This window comes from uncultured Martelella sp., assembly GCF_963677965.2.
GTDB classification, from domain to species: Bacteria; Pseudomonadota; Alphaproteobacteria; order Rhizobiales; family Rhizobiaceae; genus Martelella; species Martelella mangrovi.
In genome coordinates this window covers 123,173-146,854 of sequence record NZ_CAXXFM010000003.1, presented here as the reverse complement: position 1 = coordinate 146,854, position 23,682 = coordinate 123,173, and the positions used below count along the sequence as shown (strand labels likewise).

15 protein-coding genes are annotated in these 23,682 nt (G+C 62.4%); 9 read left to right on the top strand and 6 right to left on the bottom strand.

The features are described 5' to 3' along the window. Positions 1-116: 116 nt before the first annotated feature. The 3 genes from ACHZCU_RS19965 to ACHZCU_RS19955 all read right to left on the bottom strand — a co-directional run bounded on the left by ACHZCU_RS19965 (position 117) and on the right by ACHZCU_RS19955 (position 4,478). Positions 117-776, bottom strand: coding sequence for a phosphoribosyltransferase family protein (locus ACHZCU_RS19965; protein ID WP_319520269.1), 660 nt, complete (start codon positions 774-776; stop codon positions 117-119). 91 nt (positions 777-867) lie between these two features. Continuing rightward, on the bottom strand, positions 868-3,312 hold the full coding sequence (gene ppsA / locus ACHZCU_RS19960; RefSeq protein WP_319520268.1) for a phosphoenolpyruvate synthase: 2,445 nt from the start codon (positions 3,310-3,312) through the stop codon (positions 868-870). 182 nt (positions 3,313-3,494) lie between these two features. Further along, positions 3,495-4,478, bottom strand: coding sequence for a zinc-dependent alcohol dehydrogenase family protein (locus tag ACHZCU_RS19955; RefSeq protein ID WP_319520267.1), 984 nt, complete (start codon positions 4,476-4,478; stop codon positions 3,495-3,497). A gap of 271 nt (positions 4,479-4,749) precedes the next feature. Between ACHZCU_RS19955 and ACHZCU_RS19950 the strand changes: the two genes are divergently transcribed. The 4 genes from ACHZCU_RS19950 (at position 4,750) to ACHZCU_RS19935 (ending at position 11,298) form a co-directional block, all read left to right on the top strand. Next, positions 4,750-7,380, top strand: a complete 2,631-nt coding sequence (locus tag ACHZCU_RS19950; protein WP_319520266.1) for a cation-transporting P-type ATPase — start codon at positions 4,750-4,752, stop codon at positions 7,378-7,380. A 359-nt stretch (positions 7,381-7,739) separates the two neighbouring features. Next, complete coding sequence (locus ACHZCU_RS19945) at positions 7,740-8,759, top strand: AI-2E family transporter (protein WP_319520265.1); 1,020 nt, start codon at positions 7,740-7,742, stop codon at positions 8,757-8,759. 645 nt (positions 8,760-9,404) lie between these two features. Continuing rightward, on the top strand, positions 9,405-9,824 hold the full coding sequence (locus tag ACHZCU_RS19940) for an Rrf2 family transcriptional regulator (protein ID WP_106305853.1): 420 nt from the start codon (positions 9,405-9,407) through the stop codon (positions 9,822-9,824). A 16-nt stretch (positions 9,825-9,840) separates the two neighbouring features. Then, positions 9,841-11,298 carry a DUF305 domain-containing protein gene (locus ACHZCU_RS19935; RefSeq protein WP_319520264.1) on the top strand — a complete coding sequence of 486 codons (1,458 nt, stop codon included), beginning with the start codon at positions 9,841-9,843 and terminating at the stop codon, positions 11,296-11,298. A 110-nt stretch (positions 11,299-11,408) separates the two neighbouring features. Here ACHZCU_RS19935 and ACHZCU_RS19930 read toward each other — a convergent pair whose 3' ends face one another. Next, the gene (locus ACHZCU_RS19930; RefSeq protein WP_319520263.1) at positions 11,409-11,852 is read right to left on the bottom strand and encodes an Rrf2 family transcriptional regulator; all 444 of its coding nucleotides are present in this window, start codon (positions 11,850-11,852) and stop codon (positions 11,409-11,411) included. 129 nt (positions 11,853-11,981) lie between these two features. On the opposite strand from ACHZCU_RS19930, the gene ACHZCU_RS19925 reads away from it, so the two are divergent. Continuing rightward, positions 11,982-12,671, top strand: a complete 690-nt coding sequence (locus ACHZCU_RS19925) for an NnrU family protein (protein ID WP_319520262.1) — start codon at positions 11,982-11,984, stop codon at positions 12,669-12,671. A gap of 21 nt (positions 12,672-12,692) precedes the next feature. Here the strand turns inward: ACHZCU_RS19925 and ACHZCU_RS19920 are convergent, their stop codons facing one another. Together ACHZCU_RS19920 and ACHZCU_RS19915 are read right to left on the bottom strand one after the other, a co-directional pair. Next, positions 12,693-13,877: an NnrS family protein gene (locus tag ACHZCU_RS19920; protein ID WP_319520261.1), complete on the bottom strand. Its 1,185-nt coding sequence runs from the start codon at positions 13,875-13,877 to the stop codon at positions 12,693-12,695. A 170-nt stretch (positions 13,878-14,047) separates the two neighbouring features. Further along, on the bottom strand, positions 14,048-14,749 hold the full coding sequence (locus tag ACHZCU_RS19915; RefSeq protein WP_106305841.1) for a cyclic nucleotide-binding domain-containing protein: 702 nt from the start codon (positions 14,747-14,749) through the stop codon (positions 14,048-14,050). 242 nt (positions 14,750-14,991) lie between these two features. Here ACHZCU_RS19915 and ACHZCU_RS19910 point away from each other — a divergent pair, with 242 nt between their 5' ends. The 4 genes from ACHZCU_RS19910 to narJ are packed head-to-tail and all read left to right on the top strand — an operon-like array spanning position 14,992 to position 23,680. Continuing rightward, entirely contained in the window at positions 14,992-17,667 is a 2,676-nt protein-coding gene (locus ACHZCU_RS19910; protein ID WP_319520260.1) for an MFS transporter, read from the top strand. A gap of 24 nt (positions 17,668-17,691) precedes the next feature. Beyond that, positions 17,692-21,435, top strand: a complete 3,744-nt coding sequence (locus ACHZCU_RS19905) for a nitrate reductase subunit alpha (protein WP_319520259.1) — start codon at positions 17,692-17,694, stop codon at positions 21,433-21,435. Then, positions 21,432-22,970, top strand: a complete 1,539-nt coding sequence (gene narH, locus ACHZCU_RS19900; RefSeq protein WP_319520258.1) for a nitrate reductase subunit beta — start codon at positions 21,432-21,434, stop codon at positions 22,968-22,970. Before ACHZCU_RS19905 ends, narH begins: the two co-directional genes overlap by 4 nt. Further along, positions 22,970-23,680, top strand: a complete 711-nt coding sequence (gene narJ / locus ACHZCU_RS19895) for a nitrate reductase molybdenum cofactor assembly chaperone (RefSeq protein ID WP_319520257.1) — start codon at positions 22,970-22,972, stop codon at positions 23,678-23,680. Before narH ends, narJ begins: the two co-directional genes overlap by 1 nt. Positions 23,681-23,682 lie beyond the last annotated feature (2 nt).

The following is a 23,682-nucleotide window of genomic DNA, read 5'->3' as shown; positions in this document are numbered from 1 at the left end:
TGCGCATGTCTCGCGCCGAGTGTCCTCTCATGAACTCCCGCGCGATCCGTGGCCGCTTCTCGAATGATCCGCGACGCGGTGCATGAGCCCGGTCCGGCGAGGCTGCATCTGTCCGGTTACGTCACCGGGGATGTGCGCCGATGCGCATGGCGCTCGATGATCTCGGACACCGCTGCGTCCGTCACTTGATCGAAATTGCGATAATGCAGCCCGACCGCCCGGAATGAGGCCGGGCAATCGAGGCAGATCACCTCGTCGCAGTCCTGCCGGAGTTCCGCTATTGTTTCCGCCGGGCCTACCGGAAGGGCCGCGATCACGTGCGCGGGACCTGCGTCGCGGACCATTCGAAGGGCGGCACGCATGGTCGCGCCCGTCGCGATCCCGTCGTCGACCACCACGACGGTCTTGCCGGCAAGCGGCACCGGTGGCCGCCCCTTGAGATAGATGTCCCGGCGGCGGCGCAGTTCCGGCAGTTCGCGCTCGGCGAGTCTTCGGATATCCGCGTCGTGGAGCCCGGTCACGCGCGCCACATCCTCGTTGATGGTGATCCGCGGGCTGGTCCCGTCGGTCACGGCCGCAACGGCGTATTCCGGCTGCCCCGGAACGCCGACCTTGCGGACAAGCACGATGTCGAGCGGCAAGGCGAGGGCCTCGGCGATCACGTCAGCGACCGGCAGGCCGCCGCGCGGAAGCGCCAGGACCACGGTGTTTTCGGGATCGAGCGGCGAAAGGCGCTTCAGCAACGCCTCACCGGCCTCATGTCTGTCCGCAAACATACGAATCCTTGCCTCCGGCTCGCTTGCGCCTTCCCCAAAAGGGGAATTCTGCTGATGGATGAGGCCGCCTACGGGAAGGCAGAAAACGGCCTCAATCCGTGGGAGGCGTTGCGCTTTGGTTCGGCGCACGCTCGTGTGCGGCTTCCATCTCCTTTTCCGCCAGCGCGACATTGCGTTTGACGTCCAGAAAGCTGTCCGGCGTCACGGAGATCGTATCGATCCCGGCCTTGACCAGCAGCTTTGCGAATTCTGGATCGTTGCTGGGCGCCTGTCCGCACAGCCCGATCTTTCGTCCGGACTCACGCGCGCGCAGAATGGCGGTTTCGATCATCCAGAGCACCGCCGGGTCGCGCTCGCGGAAGACCTCGGCCAGCGCCTCGCTGTCGCGGTCGACGCCCAGCGTGAGCTGGGTCAGGTCATTCGACCCGATCGAGAACCCGTCGAACCGCTCGGCGAACTCTCCCGCCCGGATCACGTTCGACGGAATTTCGGTCATCACGTAGACCTGGAGACCGTTTTCGCCGCGGCGGAGCCCGTTCTCGGCCATGACCTCCAGCACCTTGTCGGTCTCCTCGGGCGAACGGCAGAAGGGAACCATGACGATGACGTTGGTGAAGCCCATGTCGTCCCTCAGCGCCTTCAGAGCGGCGCACTCCAGCGCGAACGCGTCGCGGTAGAATGCCGAATAGTAGCGCGACGCCCCTCGCAGGCCGATCATCGGGTTTTCCTCCCGAGGCTCGAAGTGGCGGCCGCCCAGAAGGTCGGCATACTCGTTCGACTTGAAGTCGCTCAGCCGGACGATCACCGGTTTCGGGTGCCAGACGGCGGCGATCCTGGCCAGGCCGATAGCAAGGCGCTGGGTGAAGTAGCTGCGCCCATCCGGATATCCCCGTATCAGCCGGTCGATGGCATGGCGCTCATCGGCGTCGGTCACCTTCTCCGGGTTCAGCAAGGCCAGGGGATGCACCTTGATTTCGTTGCTGACCAGAAATTCCATTCGCGCCAGTCCGACGCCGTCGGCCGGAAGCCGCCACCACCGGACCGCGGCTGACGGATTGGCGACATTCAGCATCACGCCGGTTCGCGTCTCTGGCACGTCCTCAAGCGAAATGTCGCTGACGTCGACCTGTCCGAGCCCGTCAAAAACAGCCCCCGTCTCACCCTGGGCGCAGGAGACCGTGACATCCTGACCGTCATGTAACAGACGGGTTGCATCGCCGGTGCCGACAACTGCCGGGAGCCCCAGTTCACGACTGACGATGGCGGCGTGCGAGGTGCGTCCGCCGTGGTCGGTGACGATGGCCGCGGCGCGCTTCATGATCGGCACCCAGTCGGGGTCGGTTGTCGAGGTGACGAGCACCGACCCATCGACGAAGCGATCGATCTCGTCCGCCGAGCGGATCAGGCAGACCCGGCCCGTCGCCGCCGCGTTGCCGACACTGAGGCCCTCCACCAGCAGATTGCCGGCGGGTGTGACGTCAAACGACTGAAAAACCGCGCCGGCCTTGCGCGACTGCACCGTTTCGGGGCGCGCCTGAACGATGAACAGCTCGCCGGTCTCGCCGTCCTTGGCCCATTCCATGTCCATCGCGACGCCGTAATGCGCCTCGATGGTTTTCGCGTAACGGGCCAGTTCCACGACCTCTTCGTCGCTCAGCGTGAAGCGCTCGCGTTCAACCAGTGCGGTCGGCACATTTCGCGTCGCCGCTTCACTTCTCCCGCCGTAGATCATCTTGATTTTTTTCGCGCCCAGCGTCTTGGCCACGATTGGCAGCCGCCCTGCATCGTCCAGAAACGGCTTGAAGACCTGGAATTCGTCCGGATCCACCGCGCCCTGTACAACGTTTTCACCCAGCCCCCATGCGCCGTTTATCAGCACGAAACGGTCGCAGCCGGTCTCCGTGTCGATCGAAAACATGACGCCCGAGCTGCCGATGTCGGAGCGCACCATGAGCTGGACGCCGACCGACAGTGCTATCTCGGTCTGGCCATAGCCCTGGATCCAGCGGTAGGCGATTGCCCGGTCGGTAAACAGCGACGCGTAGCACCGGCGGCAGGCATCGAGCAACGCTGCCTCGCCCGCGACGTTGAGAAAAGTCTCCTGCTGTCCCGCAAAGCTTGCGTCCGGCAGGTCCTCAGCTGTGGCGGAAGACCTCACGGCCACCGACGGTTCGGTGCGGCCGCTGCGCGTCGCCAGTTCCCTATAGGCGGCGCGGATCGCTTCGGCCGTTTCTTTCGGCCATTCGCCGGCAATTATTGCGGTGCGGACCGCCGTTCCGGCCTCATGGAGCGTTGTGCGACCTTCCTCGAGGGCTTTGACGCGTTCCGCGATGACTTGTTCCAGACCGTTGGCTTCAATGAAACACCGATAGGCGTCGGCCGTCGTCGCAAAACCCTGCGGCACGCGAATACCCTTCGCTCCGAGGGTCGAGATCATCTCGCCCAATGAGGCATTCTTTCCGCCCACGACCGCAACATCGCCACGGCGCAGTTTTTCGTACCAGATCAGATGCTCTGCCACATTCCTCTCCCTCATCCAGATCGGGGCGCAGCCTGTCAGTCGTGCAGTCAGCCGTCATTGATATTAGTCAATATGTCTGGGCCGGAGGAACGGGTCCGAGGCACCGACGCTTTCGCGTGTTCCGGACGCGGACGTCACGGGGCCGATGACGCAGTGGCCGAAGGGGGAGCTTGTGGCCGTCGAGAGCCGGGCCGCCGTCACGGGACCAGCACCGCGGCGCCGGTCAACTGCCCGGAGCGAAGATCGTCCAGCGCGCGATTGGCCTGTTCCAGGGGATAGATCGTGGTTTCGGTCTCAATACCGGCCTCAACGGCCAGCGGCAGAAATTCGTCGCCATCGGCACGGGTTAAATTCGCTACCGAGCGAATGATCCGTTCATGCCAGAGATCGGCATAGGGAAAGGCGGGAATGTCACTCATATGGATGCCGCCCGAAACGACGCTGCCGCCCTTGCGCACTGCCTTCAGCGCCTTTGGGATGAGCGCGCCGACCGGCGCGAAGATCAGCGCGGCGTCCAACGGTTCGGGCGGGGTGTCGTCGGACGAGCCTGCCCAGACAGCGCCCAGGCGGCGGGCGAAAGCCTGCGCCGTTTCGTCGCCGGGCCGCGTGAAGGCATAGACCTTCTTGCCCTGCCAAACGCAAAGCTGGCACAGGATATGTGCCGCCGCCCCGAAGCCATACAGCCCGATAAGGTCGGCGGGACCGGCGAGTTTCAGCGTGCGGTATCCGATCAGTCCCGCACACAGCAGCGGCGCCAGCCGCACGGGGTCCGCATCGTCGGGCAGAGGAAAGAGATAGGCGGCGTCGGCAATGCAGTATTCGGCATAGCCGCCATCGCGGGTATAGCCTGTGAATTCCGGCGCGTCGCAAAGGTTCTCGCGATGTGCGCGGCAATGCGGACAGGACCCGCAGGTCCGGCCAAGCCAAGGCACCCCGACCCGCTGGCCCAGTGCTGGAGCTTCGATCTCCGCGCCAAGCGCGTCCACGCGCCCGACGATTTCGTGCCCGGGCACCAGCGGTAGTGCCGGATCGGACAGTTCTCCATCGAGGATATGCAGATCGGTGCGGCAGACGCCGCAGGCCTCGACCTTCAGCCGCACCTCGCCCGGCCCCGGGGCCGGAATTGGCAGATCGCGCGGGATCAGTGGGGCGTTCGGCTTCTCCAGGACCATCGCTCGCATGATATCTTGTGCCTCCGTTCTCTGGTCCGCGCGGACAAGGTCGTTCGCGGAAACAGGATTGGCGTTCCTGTCTTGTCCGGATGCGCGCCCAATCGCATCGCGCATTTTGTCAGGTTCGCGGCACGATACAATGACTCTCGTCAATGCCGGCTTCTTTGCGGTGCGGCGATAATCCGGCAGATGAAAGTGCAGGGGATGGCGGAAGGCGCGTGATCTTGTGAGGGGGCAGTATCCAGCTTATGACTGATCGAAACCTGGGAGCCCGGACCTGATGGGGCAATCACCGAACCTGACGCTCTCCGATGCGCCGCACGGGCTTTCGGCAGCCGCGCTTGCCCGACGGCTGGCGGTCACGCCCGAAACAGGCTTGTCACAGGCCGAGGCCGCGCGACGGCTCAAGTCCCACGGTGCGAACCGGCTGCGCCGTCAGAAGCCGAGAAGTGCGGTGGCGATCCTGCTTCACCAGTTTCGAAGCGTGATCGTATGGTTGCTTGCCGCCGCGGCGATGGTATCGCTGATGCTGGGCGACCATGCAGAGGCAGCCGCCATCGCCATCGTCCTGCTGCTGAACAGCGCGATCGGGTTCTTCACCGAACTGAGAGCGGCCCGCTCGATGGAGGCGCTGTTTCAGATCGCCGAAGTGCGCACCCGCGTGCGCAGGGACGGCCTCATCCGGATGGTCGACGCCCGCGATCTTGTTCCCGGCGATGTGGTGCTCCTGGAAGGCGGTGACGTGGTGACGGCGGATCTTCGTCTGACCGAAGCCTCGCATCTGGAGGCCGACGAGTCCGTGCTGACCGGGGAGGCCGCGCCGGTGACCAAAAGTCCCAAGCCCGTCGCCGAGCAGACAATTCTCGCAGAACGAACGCCGATGGTCTTCAAGGGCACGGCGATCACGCAAGGGGCGGGCGAGGCCATCGTCGCCGCAACCGGCATGGCGACCGAACTGGGGCGGATCAGCAAACTGGTCGAGACGGCGGAGGCCCAATCCTCGCCGCTGGAGGTTCGCCTGGAGCGGCTGGGCCGGGTCCTGATCTGGCTGACGGTGATACTTGCCGCGGGCACGGCGCTGGCCGGGGTTCTGCGCGGCCATGCGCTGGCCGATATGGTGCAGACCGGCGTTGCGCTTGCGGTGGCCGCGATTCCCGAAGGGCTGCCGGTGGTGGCGACGCTGTCGCTGGCGCGCGGCATGTGGCGGATGGCCCGAAGAAATGCCCTCATCCGGCGTCTTTCGGCGGTCGAAACGCTGGGGGCGACGACGCTCATCCTGACCGACAAGACCGGCACGCTCACCGAAAACCGGATGACCGTTGTCCGCGTCCTGCTGGAGGATGGCGAATTTCCGCCCGATGCAGATGATGCGGCCGTGCGGCTTGCCTTGAAAACCGGTGCGCTCTGCACGACCGGAGAACTGGAACACGGGGGCGAAGGCGGCACGGGCGATCCGATGGAACTGGCCTTGCTCAGGACTGCCGACGCTGCCGGACTGGCGCTGTTGGAGGAGCGGCTCGCCTACCACGCCTTCGAACCCGCGCGGCGGATGATGGCGACCGTTCACACAGAACCCGACGGCGCCTTCTTTGCAGTCAAGGGCGCCCCCGAGGCGATCATCAATGCCTGCGGGCAGGTTCTCGGCCCCGACGGACCACGCAATCTGAGCGAAGCGGAGAAGTCGGATTGGAACCGGCGCAATGCCCGCGTGGCAGGCGAGGGGTTGCGCACGCTGGGGCTCGCAATGAAGATCGAGAGCGATGCCGAAGCAGAACCCTATGACGGGCTGACGCTGATCGGACTGATCTGCTTCGCCGATCCGCTTCGCGCCAATGTTCCGCCGGCCATTGCCGCCTGTCGGCAAGCAGGCGTGCGGGTTGTCATGATTACAGGGGATCATGCCGCGACGGCGTCGCGGATCGCATCCGACGCCGGTATCGGCCAAGACGGCTCGACCGTGATCGAAGGGCACGAACTGGACGGTCTTGATCCGAGCGGAACGGCGGAGGACGGCCGGGCGCGGCTGCGCGCTGCCGAGGTGTTTGCCCGCATCGCGCCCGAGACAAAGCTGACGCTCGTCGATTTCCACCAGCAGGATGGGCAGGTCGTCGCGATGACCGGCGACGGGGTCAACGATGCGCCGGCCCTGAAGAAAGCCGATATCGGGATCGCCATGGGCCTTCGGGGCACGCAGGTGGCTCGTGAGGCCGCGGACATGGTGCTGAAAGACGATGACTTCGCCACGATCGTCGAGGCGATCCGCCTCGGCCGGGTAATCTTCGGAAACATCCGCAAATTCATCGTCTACCTGATGTCGTGCAATCTCGCCGAGGTTCTGGTCGTGGCAATTGCCGTGGGCGCGGGGCTGCCGGCGCCGTTGCTGCCGCTGCAAATTCTGTATCTGAATCTCGTGACGGATGTGTTTCCCGCCTTCGCGCTGGGGCTGGGGCAGGGCGACGGACGCGAGATGCGGCGCCGGCCACGCGATCCGTCCGAACCCATCGTTGGCCGGTCCGACTGGTTATGGATCGCAGGTCTTGGCGCGGCGCAGACCATCGCAACGCTGGCCGCGTTCATGCTGGCGCCCTACATGCTGGGGCTCTCCGTGGATCAGGCCGTGACCGTTGCCTTCCTGACGCTGGCGCTCGCGCAACTGTGGAACGTCTTCAACGTCCGCGCACCCGGCACGCGGCTGATTGCCAACGATGTGACGCGGAATCCTTTCATCTGGGGTGCCCTTGCGCTCTGCCTGCTGCTGATCGGCGCGGCGCTCTGGCTCCCGGAGCTTTCGTCAGTCCTGAGGCTTTCCGCGCCCGGCATGGGGGGATTGGCGCTGGCGGCGGCCGCAAGCCTTCTGCCGCTTCTTTTCGGCCAGGCCCGGCTGGCGATCGCTGCCCGCCGCCGCGACTGAGCGGCTCCCGGCACCGTTGATGCGATAGCTGCAAAGCCTGGGCCGACGTGAAGGCCAGTTGGCGAAGCTCATCGCTTTCCGGCGCTGCTGGCCTGGCTTGTAGCCGCGATCATGATTGGTCCTCGACCACCCATGCCGGAGCAGCGCCTTGATCTGCAGTGCGAAGCGGTAAGGGACAAGGGTGCTGTCGCCTGTGGGATCGAAAAGATATTGCTAAAGCAGCAGGACATGATGCCTGACAAAATATCCAAATTCCCATTCGTTCTCTGATAGCATGTCTACTGAAATACCTCAGTGACAACCCACGATCGGCGATGGGCGGCGCGATGCAGCAAAGGCAGCTTCAACAGGTGAGTTTTGTGATCCTGACTGTGATAGCGTCGGGTGCTTTCATTTGGCTGATGCGCCCCTTCTATGGAGCGATCCTGTGGGCGGTGGTGCTTGCAATCCTGTTCCATCCTTTTCAGAACGTGATCACGGCCCGCCTGCAGCCGCGCAGGAATATTGCCGCCAGCATCGGTCTGTTTGTCTGCATCTGCGTCGTCCTCATTCCGTCAGCCCTGATCTTCATTGCCGTTGCACGGGAAGCTGCGCGATTTTATCGCTGGATGTCCATGCATGATATCGATCTGGCTGCAACTTTCGAAAGCGTCCGCGCGAGGGCGCCGCCCTATGTGTTGAAAGCATTTGACTTCATCCGTATCGGTTCTCTGGAGGAATTGCAGGATCGCCTCAACGCGGCGCTGGTGGAGGCTACGCAATGGGCGGCGCCGCAGGCCCTCGGAATCGGCCAGAGCGCGGTCCGGATGATCGCCAATGGCGGGGTTCTGCTCTATATCCTGTTTTTTCTGCTGCGCGACGGTACAGCCTTGTCGACGACGGTCAGAAAGGCCAGTCCGCTCACTCCGCATCAGACAGAGCAGTTTCTCGACAAATTCTCCCAGGTCATCACCGCGACAGTCAGGGGCAATGTCGTGATCGCTCTTGTTCAGGGCATGATCGGCGGAACCGTCTTCTGGCTTCTGGGAATGGACGGCGCGCTGCTCTGGGGTGTCGTGATGGCGTTTCTGTCGCTGCTTCCGGTGATTGGTGCTGCCGCAGTCTGGGTGCCCGCTGCCGGCTATCTCCTGCTTTCAGGGGAAATCATCAAAGGGCTCATTCTGCTTGCGACGGGAATACTGGTCATCAGCCTCGTCGACAACCTGCTCAGGCCGCCTCTCGTCGGCAAGGGCGCCCGAATGCCGGACTATCTGATCCTGGTATCGACACTCGGCGGTATCGCGCTCATGGGGATAAACGGTTTTGTCGTCGGTCCGTTGATTGCCGCGCTTTTCGTTACGGTCTGGTCCATGATGTCCGACAGCAATTCCTGGCAATAGCTTCATCTCAGCAATCTGACCGTCGTGAACAGATGCGTCGGCACGCACCCTTCCGTTGCAGGGTGCGAGGAGAAGCAGGCCCATCTGGCCGGCAAGAAAGGGAAGCAGGCTCGCCGCAGCAACTCAGGGAACGCATCGACTGTTGCGCAGGCCGCCGCTGTCACCACGGCGAACCACTGACCTGCATGTTGATTGCGCGGGAAAAAGTTTAGGGTGCAAATGGACAGAGTCTTGCTGTGAAGGCTGGAATGGGCGGCAAGTGTTGTGTTGGACAATTTATTCGACCCTGGCATGCGACCGGTCGGGAAACATCCAGACAGACATAGTGCGCCTCATCATAGCTGTCGGCAGCGAATATGAAGAGCAGTCGTGCTGTTGGTTTCGTGTGCACAGCGTGGGGGAGGTTGCCGGGGATGAAAATCGCCGAGCCTTCCGACGGCAGATGGCCATTCCCGTCAACCTCGACATGCGACTTTAAGGCGGCGGACCGGTCTCTCCGCATATTGGTGAGCACGTTTTCCGCCTCGTCGCTTTCCCTGCACTATCTGGCCTGGAATTGTCCACCATGGTGAAGTTCGCTGTTGCAAGCAGACGCCATAAGCTTTAATTGGTATTTTAAATGCCAATTAAAGCTTATGGCGGATCATGCGATTAACGAGTTTTACGGATTACGGGCTTCGCGCCCTCATGCGGATGGCAAGTGAGCCGGAGCGGGTGTTCTCGACGGCCGAGATCGCCGAGGAGTTCAAGGTCTCCCGCAACCACCTCAACAAGATCATGCAGCGGCTTGCCCATCACGGCATTGTCGATACCCGCAGGGGATCAGGCGGTGGGGCGATCCTTGCACGTCCGACTTCCGAGATCGGACTTGGCGAGATCATTCGGCTTCTCGAGGAGGATCAGTTTCTCGTCGAGTGTTTTTCACCGGCCGGTGATTGCAGCGTCACGCCGGTCTGCCGCCTCAAGCATACACTTGCCGCTGCTGAAGCGGCCTTTCTGGCCGAGTGTGATCGCAAGACGCTCGCCGACATTGCCCTGCCGGCACTGAGGCCGGCAATTGCCTGACTAAAGGAGGCGCCTCATGTTTTCCTTCAACCAACGAACGAACCGGATCCTTGCAGGTCTCTTCGGTATGGGGGCAGCACTCGCCCCGCTTTCGGCCTCGGCCCATGTGAAGTGGTTCGCTCCCTATATCGTTGATGCCGCGCCGTCGCCGATCACGCGCACGCTGAGCGATCCGTATTTCTGGACCGGGATAGCCCTGGTCCTGATTTTCTTCATCGCCGCACGACTGATCGAACGCAGTGCGGCCGGTGCAGCCACGCTGGATGCCATGGACCGGGTGACCGATCCGCTCTGGCAGCGTCTCGATGCTTTTATCCGTATCGTGGTCGCCGGTTTCTTCGTGGCGATCTTTGCGGTCGGCGGCGTTTATCTGACGCCAGACCTGCAGACGCCTGCCGAATGGGTCAGCTGGCTGCAGCTCCTGATCGCCGCCGGTATCGTGTCGCGCAAGACCATGCCGTTTTCCGCGGCGGGCATCATCTTCCTCTGGGTGCTTGCGCTGCGCGACTACGAATTTTTCCATCTTCTCGATTATCTGGCGCTCGGCGTCGCGGTCGCGGGCTATCTGGTGCTCGAGAGCTCCAACCGGCCGGAATGGCGCAGGCATCGCTTCGAGTTGCTGCGCTGGGGTGTGGCCATAGCGCTCATGTGGTCAAGCCTGGAGAAATTCGCCTATCCGGAGTGGTTCTATCCGCTGGTGGTCGAAAAGCCGTTCCTGACCTTCGGCATTCCGCGCGACATGTTCATCCCGATGGCCGGTATTGCCGAATTCACCATGGGCTTTGGCCTCCTGGCAACGCCGCTCATTCGCAGGCTTTCGGCCGTCGCGCTTTTCGTGATCTTCAATGCCGCCGTCTTCCCGTTCGGTCGGATCGACCTCATCGGTCATGCGCTGATCATGGCCATTATCGTCGCCATCGCGGCTGATCACAACCGGGATCTGCATTTCTGGGGCTGGATCAGGCGTTCGCTCATCGGCGTCCCGCTCGGCCTTGCTTCGGCGCTGGTGCTCTTCGTAACCGCTTATTGGGGCCTTCATGCCGCCTTCTTCGGTGCGGACGCACAGACCATGGCCGAGCTGCGCACCGAGCAGACCGAGATGGCAACCCACACCTTCTCGCTCGAGTATCCGCACGGACCGATCGCTTTGGCGGATATCAACGGAGCCGATGGCGAGCAGGGGGCAGACGCTCCGGAAACTGGCACCCTGACGGTGACCGAAGCCTACGAACAGTCGATGATGGGGATGCATGAAGAGATGATGGAGGGCTTGCGCCATGACGATCCGGACGTGGCCTTCGTGCTCGGCATGATACCGCATCACCAGGGCGCGATCGACATGGCCCGCATCCAGCTTGCCGCCGGGACCGATCGCACCAATATGGCGCTGGCACAGCATATCATTGCCGAGCAGCAGAAGGAGATCGACGCCATGCGCGCATGGCTTCGTCAGCGTGGCATTGAAAGCGAGTGATGCGCGTCCACACGTTGGCCATTGAGGAGGCGAGGGCGGTGCTCTCGCCTTCTGCCTTCTGCGCCCGCGAGGCGGCGAGACGGATCTTAAAGCTGTCTTGTCGTGTTGCCTTATGACGGAGAGGGCCCAACGGGTGAACCCGGCCCGAAGACCGGAGGCGACAGGACGACATCGGCGAGCGTGTAGTGGTCGAAGACGCTCAGGAAGGATGTGAGCGCTTCGTTCAGGATTGCCGGCAGCTTGCAGGTTTTCGTGACCACGCACTGATTTCCGGTCGCAAAGCATTCGACCAGCGCGAAATCGGCCTCCGTTGCGCGGATCACCGCGCCGAGATTGATCCGCTCGGGCGGCAGTGCCAGACGGAAACCGCCGGAGCGACCGCGAATACTCACAAGGTATCCGTTTCTGGTCAGCACATTCACGACCTTCATCAGATGTGTCTTCGAGATCGAATAGGCGGCCGATGTCTCTTCGATCGTGATCAGACGGTCGCCGGCCGATGCCGCAAACATCAGCACGCGCAACGCATAATCGGAAAAGGTTGTCAGACGCATCGGCGCACTCCGTGAATACAGCGGCAGCGGAACGCATAGGACATTCCGCGTCCGGGCATTTTTTCTGTTGCCGGTATTATCATATATCGGAAATGAATCTTATTTTTCGTCGGGGGACGGGACCAAGACATGACGAATTTTCTGCTCGCGATTTTCGCTTTCCTGTTGGCCCATGTGATCCCGCCGGCGCCGCCCGTGCGGGCACGGCTGATTGCCCTGCTGGGGCGCCGTGTCTACCTCACCCTCTATTCTTTCCTGTCGACCCTGCTTCTGGTCTGGATCATTGTCGCCGCCCGGCAGGCGCCATTGATTTATCTCTGGTATCCCGTGCCGTGGCAGGCCCTCGTTCCGGTGATCGCGATGCCGTTCGCCTTCTGGTTCATTGGCGCGGGGCTCGCGGCGCAGAACCGGTTTTCGATCACCTTCCGGCGCAGCGGTGAGACGGGCTCACAAGGCTCGATCACCGCCATAACCCGCCACCCGGTGCTGGTCGGTTTTCTGATCTGGTCGCTCGCGCACATTCCTCCGAACGGGGATGTGGTATCGCTGATCCTGTTTGGCGGCATGGGGCTGCTCGCCCTCGTAGGAATGCCGGTGCTCGACCGTCGAACGCGACGCCGGCTCGGCGATACCGAATGGGCTGCCGTTTGCGCGCAGACTTCGGTCGTGCCTTTCCGGGCAATCCTTGGAGGACGCACGCATCTGCGGGCGGACGGGAATTTCTGGCTCTGGTCCTGCCTTGGCCTTGCCAGCTATGTCTGGTTCCTGTTGCAGGGCCACCGCCTGCTGATCGGCGTCGACCCGCTGGCCTGGCTCTGACGTTTTTTTTGGGGCTGCCGCTCAGCTGCGAGCGGTAAACAGCATTGGTCCGTAGATCACGCAGAAGCCTGCAAAGGCGAGAACCCATGCCAATGCGGCAAGGGGCATCAGCGAAAAAGTCCAGGCCGGGTTGAATGCGGCTGCAAGGCGCAGGACCAGCGCGACCGTGATGGCCAGATAGATTGCCGCCGTTGCCGGCGGCGCCGTCAGCGAATGGCCGGTGTGGCCGCGGCTGGCGCGGGTCATGATCGCAAGCGTCATACCGCCGATGGCGCCGACGGTCCAGCAGTGTATCGCAGCGCTTTCAGCGCCCACACTACCCGAAAACGCTGCATAGCCGGCAAACACGAAGCCCAGGCTGACCGGCAGGAACGCAAGATGAAGAATGAAAACAAGCGGTTCGGTCAGGGTTTTCAGCGGTCGCCAGCGCCATTGCCGTGCAATGTTGAGGAAGCCGATGGCTATCAGCAGGAGGCCCAGGACCGGCTCTTCGATGGCAAATGCCGGAAGCGCGACCCAGGCGCAGAGACCGGCAGCGCTCATCACCATCACAAACCGATCGAACCGGCCGAAAGAAGGTGGAAGCACCGGAGAACCCTCTTTCTTGAGCCAGTTCCGGGTGAAACTCGGAACAACCCGGCCGCCGATGATCTGGATCAGCATGATGACGAGGGCAATGGCGGCGCGTTCGGCATAGACCGATGTGCCGTAGCGGATGTTCTCGTAATAGAACAGGAACTGCGTTGCCGTGAACAGCGACAGGACCACGACCACCTTCAGGTTTCGCCAGTTGCGGCCCGCCAGAATTTCCCGCGCCAGAAATCCGATCAGTGCCAGGGGAAGAGCCAGAGCGGCAAGATAGACGAATGCCGGGGGCAGCGAAGCCGAAAAGGCGACAACGACGCGTGCGCCAAGCCACAGACCGAACAGGCCAGCAAGCGGCCAGCCGACCACCGGCAGGCGTCCCGTCCAGTTGGGAACGGCTGTCAGAAGAAAGCCCGCGATGATGGCGGGGACATAGCCGTAAAGCAGTTCGTGGACGTGCCATGAGACAGGTGTGAACATGCTCGGCACCTGGATGAAACCCAGATACCACGGCACCCAGAGCGCGATCAGCAGTGCGGCGTCAAGCGCGCCGAAAAAGAAGAAGGGTCTGAAACCATAGCTGAAAATCGCCGGCCCTTGCCATGCGCGCTGTCTTGCCATTGTCGTCATCGTTGATCTCGAGAGTCGTATCGGCCGGGCAGCTGCATGCCTGTCCGTGCCATGATTAAAAAGATATATTTAATATTCATCTTTTAATCCGAAGGTCAATTCAGCTTCGAGCAGGCGGCGAATATGTCGCGCCCCGTCAAAGGCGATCGGATCTGAGGATGTCAGGTCTTCGGATCGTCGATCAGTGGCGTCGGTTTGGCGAGTGTTTTCAGGGACGTGATGTCGGAAAGCCGGATTTTCGTTCCGTCGACCTCAACGCCGTAGGGTTTCAGCGTATTGAAAGCGCGCGACAGGTTTTCCGGGGTCATGCCGAGCAGCGAGGCCAGCGTGCGCTTGTCGTAGGGCAGCTCGAATTCGCCAGTGCCGTTGCCGAATTGATGGTCTTGCCGGAGAAGCGAGTTCGCCAGCCGTTCAACGGAACTGCGCAGTTTGAGCCCCTTGTGCTCCTTGATGACATAACGGTAGCTGCCGGCCATCTCCAGCACCATGGCCCGGGCGAAGGCGTCGTCAAGCTCGAAGATCGAGCGGACATTTTCCGAGGGGATCAGCAGGATTTTCGAGCGCGCCCGTGTACGCGCCGACATCAGGTAGACGGCATCCTTCAGCACGGCCGCCAGAATGAAGGCGCTGACCGGATGCACCATCGCCATGGTCGCCTCGCGGCGGTTGGCGTTGGCGTAAAGCTCGACGCAGCCTTCGATGACGACATAGAGAAAATCCGCCGGATCGCCTTCATGCACGAGATCGAGCTGCGGCGGAAAGGTCTGGAGATAGGCCGCCTGCATCAGCGCCTCGAAATTTTCCTCGCCCATGCTGTTGAACAGTCCCAGCGCCCGCACCTGGGGCAAATCGGAAGAACGCATCACTTAGCCTTGATTTTTTTCGTGTCCTCAATTGATAAATTTAGCAGCACGGGCAGGCGTCTGCAACAGCCCGATTTGACGATGATTTCAGCGTGGGAAGGCAATTTCACGCGCAATTCTTGTTTATGCCGCCACACCGGTCAACCTTGACTTAGGTCAACTTCGCGGGGCTGCAAAGCCTTCTAGCTCTCTGGCACAATTTGTGAATGAGCGGGTTTCCGCTCGAGCTTAGGGGGCATTTCATGTCTGCAATTGACGGTGTTTCACGCATTGACCAGCGTCGGGCGCTCTGTCTCAGCACGGTGGCGTTCACGGTCTGCTTCGCGGTCTGGACGATTTTCGCCATCATCGGGGTCGAGATCAAAAGCGAACTCGGCCTTTCCGAAACCCAGTTCGGCATTCTGGTGGCGACGCCGGTTCTCACCGGCTCGCTGTCGCGGCTGATGCTCGGCATCTGGACCGAGCAATATGGCGGGCGGCTGGTGTTTCCGTTGCAGATGCTGCTGGCCGCCGCGGCGACCTTTCTACTGACCAGCGCCACGACCTATCCGTTGTTTCTGCTCGCCGCCCTTGGCGTCGGTCTTGCCGGCGGTTCCTTCGCCGTCGGCGTCACCTATGTGTCGCACTGGTATCCGCCGGAAAAGCAGGGCACGGCGCTCGGCATTTTCGGCGCCGGCAATGTTGGCGCAGCGGTGACCAAATTCGGCGCGCCCTTCGTCATGGTCGCCTTCGGCTGGCAGGCGGTCGCCAATGTCTGGGCCTTTGCTCTGGCAGCCATTGCCGTCATCTTCTTCGTGTTCTCCAAACATGATCCGGTGTTCGAAGCGCGCCGCCGCACCGGTGCGAAGGCCGGCACGGTCGCAGCCCAGCTGGCGCCGCTGAAGAATCTGCAGGTCTGGCGCTTCTCGCTCTATTATTTCTTTGTCTTCGGCGCCTTCGTCGCGCTGGCGCTGTGGCTGCCGCATTACCTCGTCGATGTCTACGGCGTCGATATCCGCACCGCGGGCATGGCGGCAGCCGCGTTTTCGCTCTCGGCCAGCCTGTTCCGCGCCTATGGCGGTCATCTGGCGGACCGGTACGGCGCGCGCTCGGTGATGTACTGGACCTTCGGCTTTGCGCTGCTGCTGCTGTTCATGCTGTCCTATCCGCCGACCAGCTACACGATCCACGCCAAGGGCGGCGACATCATCTTCTCGACCGCGATGAGCTTCGGCGCCTTCGTGCTGATGATCTTCTGTCTCGGCTTCTTCATGAGCCTCGGCAAGGCGGCGGTCTACAAGCATATTCCGGTCTACTATCCCGACAATGTCGGCTCGGTCGGCGGTCTCGTCGGCATGATCGGCGGGCTGGGCGGCTTTGTTCTGCCGATCGTGTTCGGCACGCTGCTGGATCTGACCGGGGTCTACACCACCTGCTTCGCCTTCCTGTTCGTGCTGGTGCTCGTCGCTTTGACCTGGATGCATCTCTCCATCCGTCAGATGGAGCGCCGCAACCGGACGACGACCGACACCCTGCCGGAACTGCCGGAATTCGAAGGCATGACGCCGAAGACGTCGGCAGCGACGCTGACGGAATGGAACCCTGAAGACCAGACCTTCTGGGAAAAGACCGGGCGGAAGATCGCCAAGCGCAATCTGTGGATTTCCATCCCCGCGCTGCTTCTGGCCTTTTCGGTCTGGATGGTCTGGTCGGTCGTGGTCGCGCGGCTTCCGGCAATCGGCTTCGAGTTCACCGATGCCCAGCTGTTCTGGCTGGCGGCGCTGCCGGGGCTTTCGGGCGCCACGCTCAGGATCTTCTACTCCTTCATGGTGCCGATCTTTGGCGGCCGGCTGTGGACCACGCTTTCCACTGCCTCGCTGCTGCTGCCGGCCATGGGCATCGGCTATGCCGTGCAGAACCCGGAAACGCCTTATCTGATCTTCCTGGTTCTGGCGCTTCTGTGCGGTCTCGGCGGCGGCAACTTCGCCTCGTCCATGGCCAATATCAGCTTTTTCTTCCCGAAGGCCGAAAAGGGCAATGCGCTCGCCATGAATGCCGGTCTCGGCAATCTCGGGGTCTCGGTCATGCAGTTCCTGGTGCCGGTGGTCATTACCATGGGCGTTTTCGGCGCGCTTGGCGGCGAACCGCAGGCGCTGACCGATGGCGGGAGGCTATGGCTGCAGAATGCCGGCTTCGTCTGGGTGCCGTTCATCATTGCGGCCACCGTGGCCGCCTATTTCGGCATGAACGACATCGCCTCGGCCAAGGCGTCCTTTGCCGATCAGGCGGTGATCTTCTCGCGCTTCCACAACTGGATCATGTGCATTCTCTATACCGGCACATTCGGCTCGTTCATCGGCTATTCGGCGGGTTTCCCGCTGCTGATGAAAACCCAGTTTCCGGAGGTCAACGCGCTGTCCTACGCCTTCCTCGGCCCGCTCGTCGGCGCCTTGAGCCGGGCGGGCACGGGCTGGATTTCCGACCGCTTCGGCGGCGGACGGGTCACCTTCTGGACCTTCGTCGGCATGTTCGTCGCTGTCGTCGGCGTGCTGCAATTCCTGCCACATGGCGGTGAGGGCGGCAATTTCTGGGCCTTCTTCGCCTGTTTCATGGCGCTGTTCTTCCTCACCGGCGTCGGCAATGCGTCGACCTTCCAGATGATCCCCGCGATCATGCGCCAGGAAGTGCCGCGCCTGATGCCGGAACTGGATGCGGGCGCGCTGCAGAAGCAGACGGATCGCGAGAGTGCGGCGATCATCGCCTTCACCTCGGCGATTGCCGCCTATGGCGCATTCTTCATCCCCAAATCCTACGGCACCTCGATCTCGATGACCGGCGGACCGGACATGGCGCTGTGGGGCTTCGGCATCTTCTACGTCATCTGCGCCGTGCTGACCTTCTTCTACTACACCCGCCGCAATGCGTCGGTGCCCTGCTAATCGCCCGAAACAAAGGAACGGATCATGTCTCTTCTCCTCGACCGCCTCAACTTTCTGGCGCGCAAGAATGTCGGCACATTCTCCGATGGCCACGGCGTGACCACCAATGAAAACCGCGACTGGGAAGACGCCTATCGCAAGCGCTGGCAGCACGACAAGATCGTGCGCTCCACCCACGGCGTGAACTGTACCGGCTCCTGTTCGTGGAAGATTTACGTCAAGGGCGGGATCGTCACCTGGGAAACCCAGCAGACCGACTATCCGCGCACAAGGCCGGACATGCCCAACCACGAGCCGCGCGGCTGTTCGCGTGGCGCCAGCTATAGCTGGTACATGTATTCGGCAAACCGGGTGAAATACCCGCTGATCCGCGCGCGGCTATTAAAGCTCTGGCGCAAGGAGCGCACCGACAAGAGCCCGGTCGCCGCCTGGCGGGCGATTCAGGACGATCCGGCAAAGCGCGCAGAATACATCAAGGTGCGCGGCCTCGGCGGCTTCGTGCGCGCCACCTGGGACGAGGTCAACGAGCTCATCGCGGCGGCGAATGCCTATACCGCGAAGAGGTGGGGGCCCGACCGCGTCATCGGATTTTCGCCGATCCCGGCGATGTCGATGGTCTCTTACGCGGCCGGGTCCCGCTACCTGTCCCTGCTCGGTGGCACCTGCATGTCGTTCTACGACTGGTATTGCGACCTGCCGCCGGCCTCGCCGATGACCTGGGGCGAGCAGACCGACGTGCCGGAATCGGCCGACTGGTACAATGCCGGTTTCCTGATGCTCTGGGGCTCCAACGTGCCGCAGACCCGCACGCCGGACGCGCATTTCTACACCGAGGTGCGCTACAAGGGCACGAAGTCGGTCGTCGTCTCGCCGGACTATTCGGAAGCGGCAAAGTTCTCCGATCTCTGGCTACATCCCAAACAGGGCACTGACGCCGCGCTTGCCATGGCGCTCGGCCACGTGATCCTGCGCGAATACCACCTCGACCGGAAGGTCGGCTATTTCGACGATTACTGTCGCCGCTACACCGACATGCCGATGCTGGTGCGGCTGGTGAAGAAAGACGGCCGCTTCGTGCCGGAACGCTTCCTTCGCGCCTCCGATTTCAGGGATGGTCTCGGCGAGGGGAACAATCCCGAATGGAAGACGGTCGGCTTCGACGCGAAGACCGGCGATGTCGTCGCGCCGCGCGGGTCGGCGGGCTATCGCTGGGGCGAAAAGGGCAAGTGGAACCTCGAGCAGAAGGATGGCGCGGGCAGCGATATCAATCTGGTGATGAGCCTTGCCGAAAAGCATGACGGCGTCGAAGACGTCGCCTTCCCCTATTTCGGCAGCCGCCAGCACGACTATTTCGAGGGCACGGACCACGACAGCGTTCTGGCGCGCAAGGTGCCGGTCCGCCGTGTGGCGCTTGCAGAGGGCGAGGCGGTTGTCGCAACGGTGTTCGACCTGTTCGTCGCCAATTACGGGCTCGACCGCGGCTTCGGCGGCGAGAATGTCGCGAGCTCATTCGATGATGGAACGCCCTATACGCCCGCCTGGGCGGAAAAGATCACCGGCGTGCCGCGCGAGCAGATCATCGCCACCGCCCGCGCTTTTGCGGGTAACGCGGAAAAGACCAATGGCCGCTCCATGGTCATTCTCGGCGCCGGTCTGAATCACTGGTACCACATGGACATGAACTATCGCGGCATCATCAACATGCTGGTGATGTGCGGCTGTATCGGTCAATCCGGCGGCGGCTGGAGCCATTATGTCGGTCAGGAAAAACTGCGACCGCAGACCGGCTGGCTGCCGCTTGCCTTCGGGCTCGACTGGCAGCGCCCGCCGCGCCACATGAACTCGACCTCGTTCTTCTACGCCCACACCGACCAGTGGCGCTACGAGACCGTGAAGGTCGACGAACTTCTGTCTCCGACCGCGCCTGAAGGCCCGTGGGATGCCACGCTGATCGACTACAATATCCGTGCCGAGCGGATGGGCTGGCTGCCATCTGCCCCGCAACTGCGCACCAACCCGCTGGAGGTCGCCCGCGCGGCGGAGACCTCGGGCCAAAAACCTGCCGAATTCGTTGCCGATGCGTTGAAATCGGGAACGCTTTCGATGTCCTGCGAGGATCCGGACGCGGAGGAGAACTGGCCGCGCAACATGTTCGTCTGGCGTTCCAACCTGCTCGGTTCATCGGGCAAGGGCCATGAATATTTCCTCAAGCACCTGCTCGGCACGTCCCACGGCCTGCTCGGCAAGGATCTGGGCGAGGAGGGCCGTCAGGAGGTCAAGGAAGCCGTCTGGCATGACGAGGCGCCGGAAGGAAAGCTCGATCTGCTGGTCACCCTCGACTTCCGCATGTCGACCACCTGCGTCTATTCCGACATCGTGCTGCCGACGGCGACATGGTATGAGAAGAACGACCTCAATACCTCCGACATGCACCCCTTCATCCATCCGCTGACCAGTGCGGCCGATCCGGCATGGCAGTCGCGCTCGGACTGGGAAATCTTCAAGGGCATTGCCAGGACGTTTTCCGACGTTGCACCGGAAGTGCTGGGCGTGGAAAAGGACGTTGTCCTTGTGCCGACCCTGCACGACACGCCCGGAGAACTGGCCCAGCCCTTCGACGTCAGGGACTGGAAACAGGGCGAGACCGACCCGGTGCCGGGCAAGACCATGCCGACGGTCGCGGTCGTCGAGCGGGATTATCCCAATCTCTACAAGCGCTTCACCTCCGTCGGCCCGCTTCTCGACAAGCTCGGCAATGGCGGCAAGGGGATTTCCTGGAACACCGAGCATGAGGTCGGCCTGCTCGGCAAGCTCAATGGCACGGTGACGGAAGAGGGCGCCTCAAAAGGCCGTCCGAAGATCGAGACCGATATCGACGCCACCGAGGTGATCCTTTCGCTCGCGCCGGAAACCAATGGCGAGGTCGCGGTCAAGGCCTGGGAGGCGCTCTCGGACATCACCGGGCGCGATCACGCCCATCTCGCTCTTCCGAAAGAAGACGAGAAAATCCGCTTCCGCGACATCGTCGCCCAGCCGCGCAAGATCATCTCCTCGCCGACATGGTCGGGGCTGGAATCGGAGAAGGTCTGCTACAATGCCTGCTACACCAATGTTCACGAGCTGATCCCGTGGCGCACGATCACCGGGCGTCAGCAGCTCTATCAGGACCATCTCTGGATGCGGGCCTTCGGCGAGGCCTTCTGCGTCTACCGTCCGCCCATCGACACGGGAACCGTGACGCCGGCGATCGAGGCGCGTCTCGACGGCCAGCCGCATCTGGTGCTGAATTTCATCACGCCGCACCAGAAATGGGGCATCCACTCCACCTATACCGACAACCTGCTGATGCTGACGCTCAACCGCGGCGGTCCGGTGGTGTGGATCTCGGAGCCGGATGCTGCCCGCGCCGGCATTGTCGATAATGACTGGGTGGAGGTCTACAACGCCAATGGAGCGCTGGTCGCCCGCGCTGTGGTCTCGCAGCGCATGAAGGACGGCACGATCTTCATGTACCACGCGCAGGAGAAGATCGTGAACACGCCCGGCTCGCCGCTGACCGGCCAGCGCGGCGGTATTCACAACTCCGTCACCCGGGTGATCCCGAAGCCGACCCACATGATCGGCGGCTACGCCCATCAGTCCTACGGTTTCAACTACTACGGAACCGTCGGCGCCAACCGCGATGAATTCGTCGTCGTCCGCAAGCTCGAAAATGTCGACTGGATGGACGAGACCCCAAGCCTTGCAGGAAAGGAGGCCGCAGAATGAAGGTCCGCGCACAGATCGGCATGGTGCTCAATCTCGACAAATGCATCGGGTGCCACACCTGCTCCGTTACCTGCAAGAATGTCTGGACGAACCGCGAGGGCGTTGAATACGCCTGGTTCAACAACGTCGAGACCAAGCCGGGGATCGGCTTTCCCAAGGAATGGGAAAACCAGAAGAAGTGGAATGGCGGCTGGGTCCGCAAGAAGAATGGCCGGATCGAGCCGAAGATGGGCGCCAAATGGCGCGTCCTCGCCAAGATCTTCGCCAATCCGGATCTGCCGGAAATCGACGACTATTACGAACCCTTCGATTTCGACTATGGCCATCTCCAGGCCGCCGGCGAAAGCAAGACCATGCCGACGGCGCGGCCACGCTCGAAGCTGACCGGCGAGCGGATGGAAAAGATCGAATGGGGTCCGAACTGGGAGGAAATCCTCGGCGGCGAATTCGAAAAGCGCTCGAAGGACGTGAATTTCGAAGGCGTCGAGAAGGAAATCTACGGCCAGTTCGAAAACACCTTCATGATGTATCTGCCGCGCCTTTGCGAGCACTGTCTGAACCCCACCTGCGTCGCCGCCTGTCCCTCGGGCGCGATCTACAAGCGCGAGGATGACGGCATCGTCCTGATCGACCAGGAAAAGTGTCGCGGCTGGCGCATGTGCGTGTCGGGCTGCCCCTACAAGAAAATCTACTACAACTGGAATACCGGAAAATCGGAAAAGTGCATCTTCTGCTATCCGCGCATCGAGGCCGGCCAGCCGACGGTCTGCTCGGAAACCTGCGTCGGCCGCATCCGCTATCTCGGCGTCATTCTCTACGATGCCGACCGGATTTCGGAAGCCGCGTCGACGGCGAACGAGCAGGATCTCTATGAGGAACAGCTCAAGGTGTTCCTCGATCCGAACGACCCGGCTGTCATCGAACAGGCCCGCAAGGACGGCGTGCCGGAAGACTGGCTGAAGGCGGCGCGGAACTCGCCGGTCTACAAGATGGCGATCGACTGGAAAGTGGCCTTCCCGTTGCACCCGGAATACCGCACCCTGCCGATGGTCTGGTATGTGCCGCCGCTTTCGCCGGTCCAGTCCGCCGCCGAAGCTGGCAAGCTCGGCCTCGATGGCGATATGCCGGATGTCAAGTCGCTGCGCATTCCGGTGCGCTACCTCGCCAACCTTTTGACGGCTGGCAAGGAGGAGCCGGTGGTGAACGCGCTGGAACGCATGCTCGCCATGCGCGCCTATATGCGTTCGAAAACCGTCGACGGCGTCGATGACAACGCGATTGCCGAACGCGTCGGCCTCACCGGCCAGATGATCGAGGACATGTACCACGTGATGGCGATTGCCAATTACGAGGACCGTTTCGTCATCCCGACCACGCACCGCGAGGTTTCCGAGGACGCTTACGATGTACGCGGCTCCTGCGGCTTCTCCTTCGGCAATGGCTGCTCGGGCGGCAACAGCGACACCGAACTCTTCGGCGCCGGCCGGCGCAAGGTGGTGCAAACGCCAACCGATATTTTCAAGGAGCAGGTCTGATGAACATTGCCCTGAAAATCACCTCCCTGCTTCTGTCCTACCCGGAGCAGGAACTGCTTGACGGCCTGCCGGAACTGAAGGCCGCGCTGGCATCCTCCGCGGTGCCGGAGGCCGTTGCCGTGGCGCTCGGCAGGCTGATCGACGATCTTGCGGGCCGCGATCTCTACGAGGCCCAGGAACGCTATGTCCATCTCTTCGACCGCACCCGCTCGCTGTCGCTGCATCTCTTCGAGCATGTCCATGGCGAAAGCCGGGATCGCGGCCAGGCCATGGTCGATCTGATGGCGCTTTACGAAACGGGCGGTTTCGAGATCGACGCCAGGGAACTGCCGGACTATCTGCCGCTGTTCCTCGAATTTCTCTCCACCCGTCCCAGAGCTGAGGCGGAAGACCTACTCGGCCAGACGGCGCATATCACCGAGGCGATCGGTGAGCGGCTGAGGAAGCGGGAATCCATCTATGCATCGGCCTTTGTCGCGCTTTCCCTGCTGTCATCGGCGGAAGCCGACCAGAAGCTCCTGAAAGAGCTGATGGCCGCACCCGAAGACGATCCCGACGACCTGAAGGCGCTCGACAGCATCTGGGAAGAAGAAGCCGTCACCTTCGGCGGCAATGCCGGCGAGGGCGTGTGCGGGCCGGACCGGCTTCGAACCCGCATGCGCGCGGCAGAGCGTCAACCCGGCGATGTCGCCGGCTCCGTTTCGAACTAGGA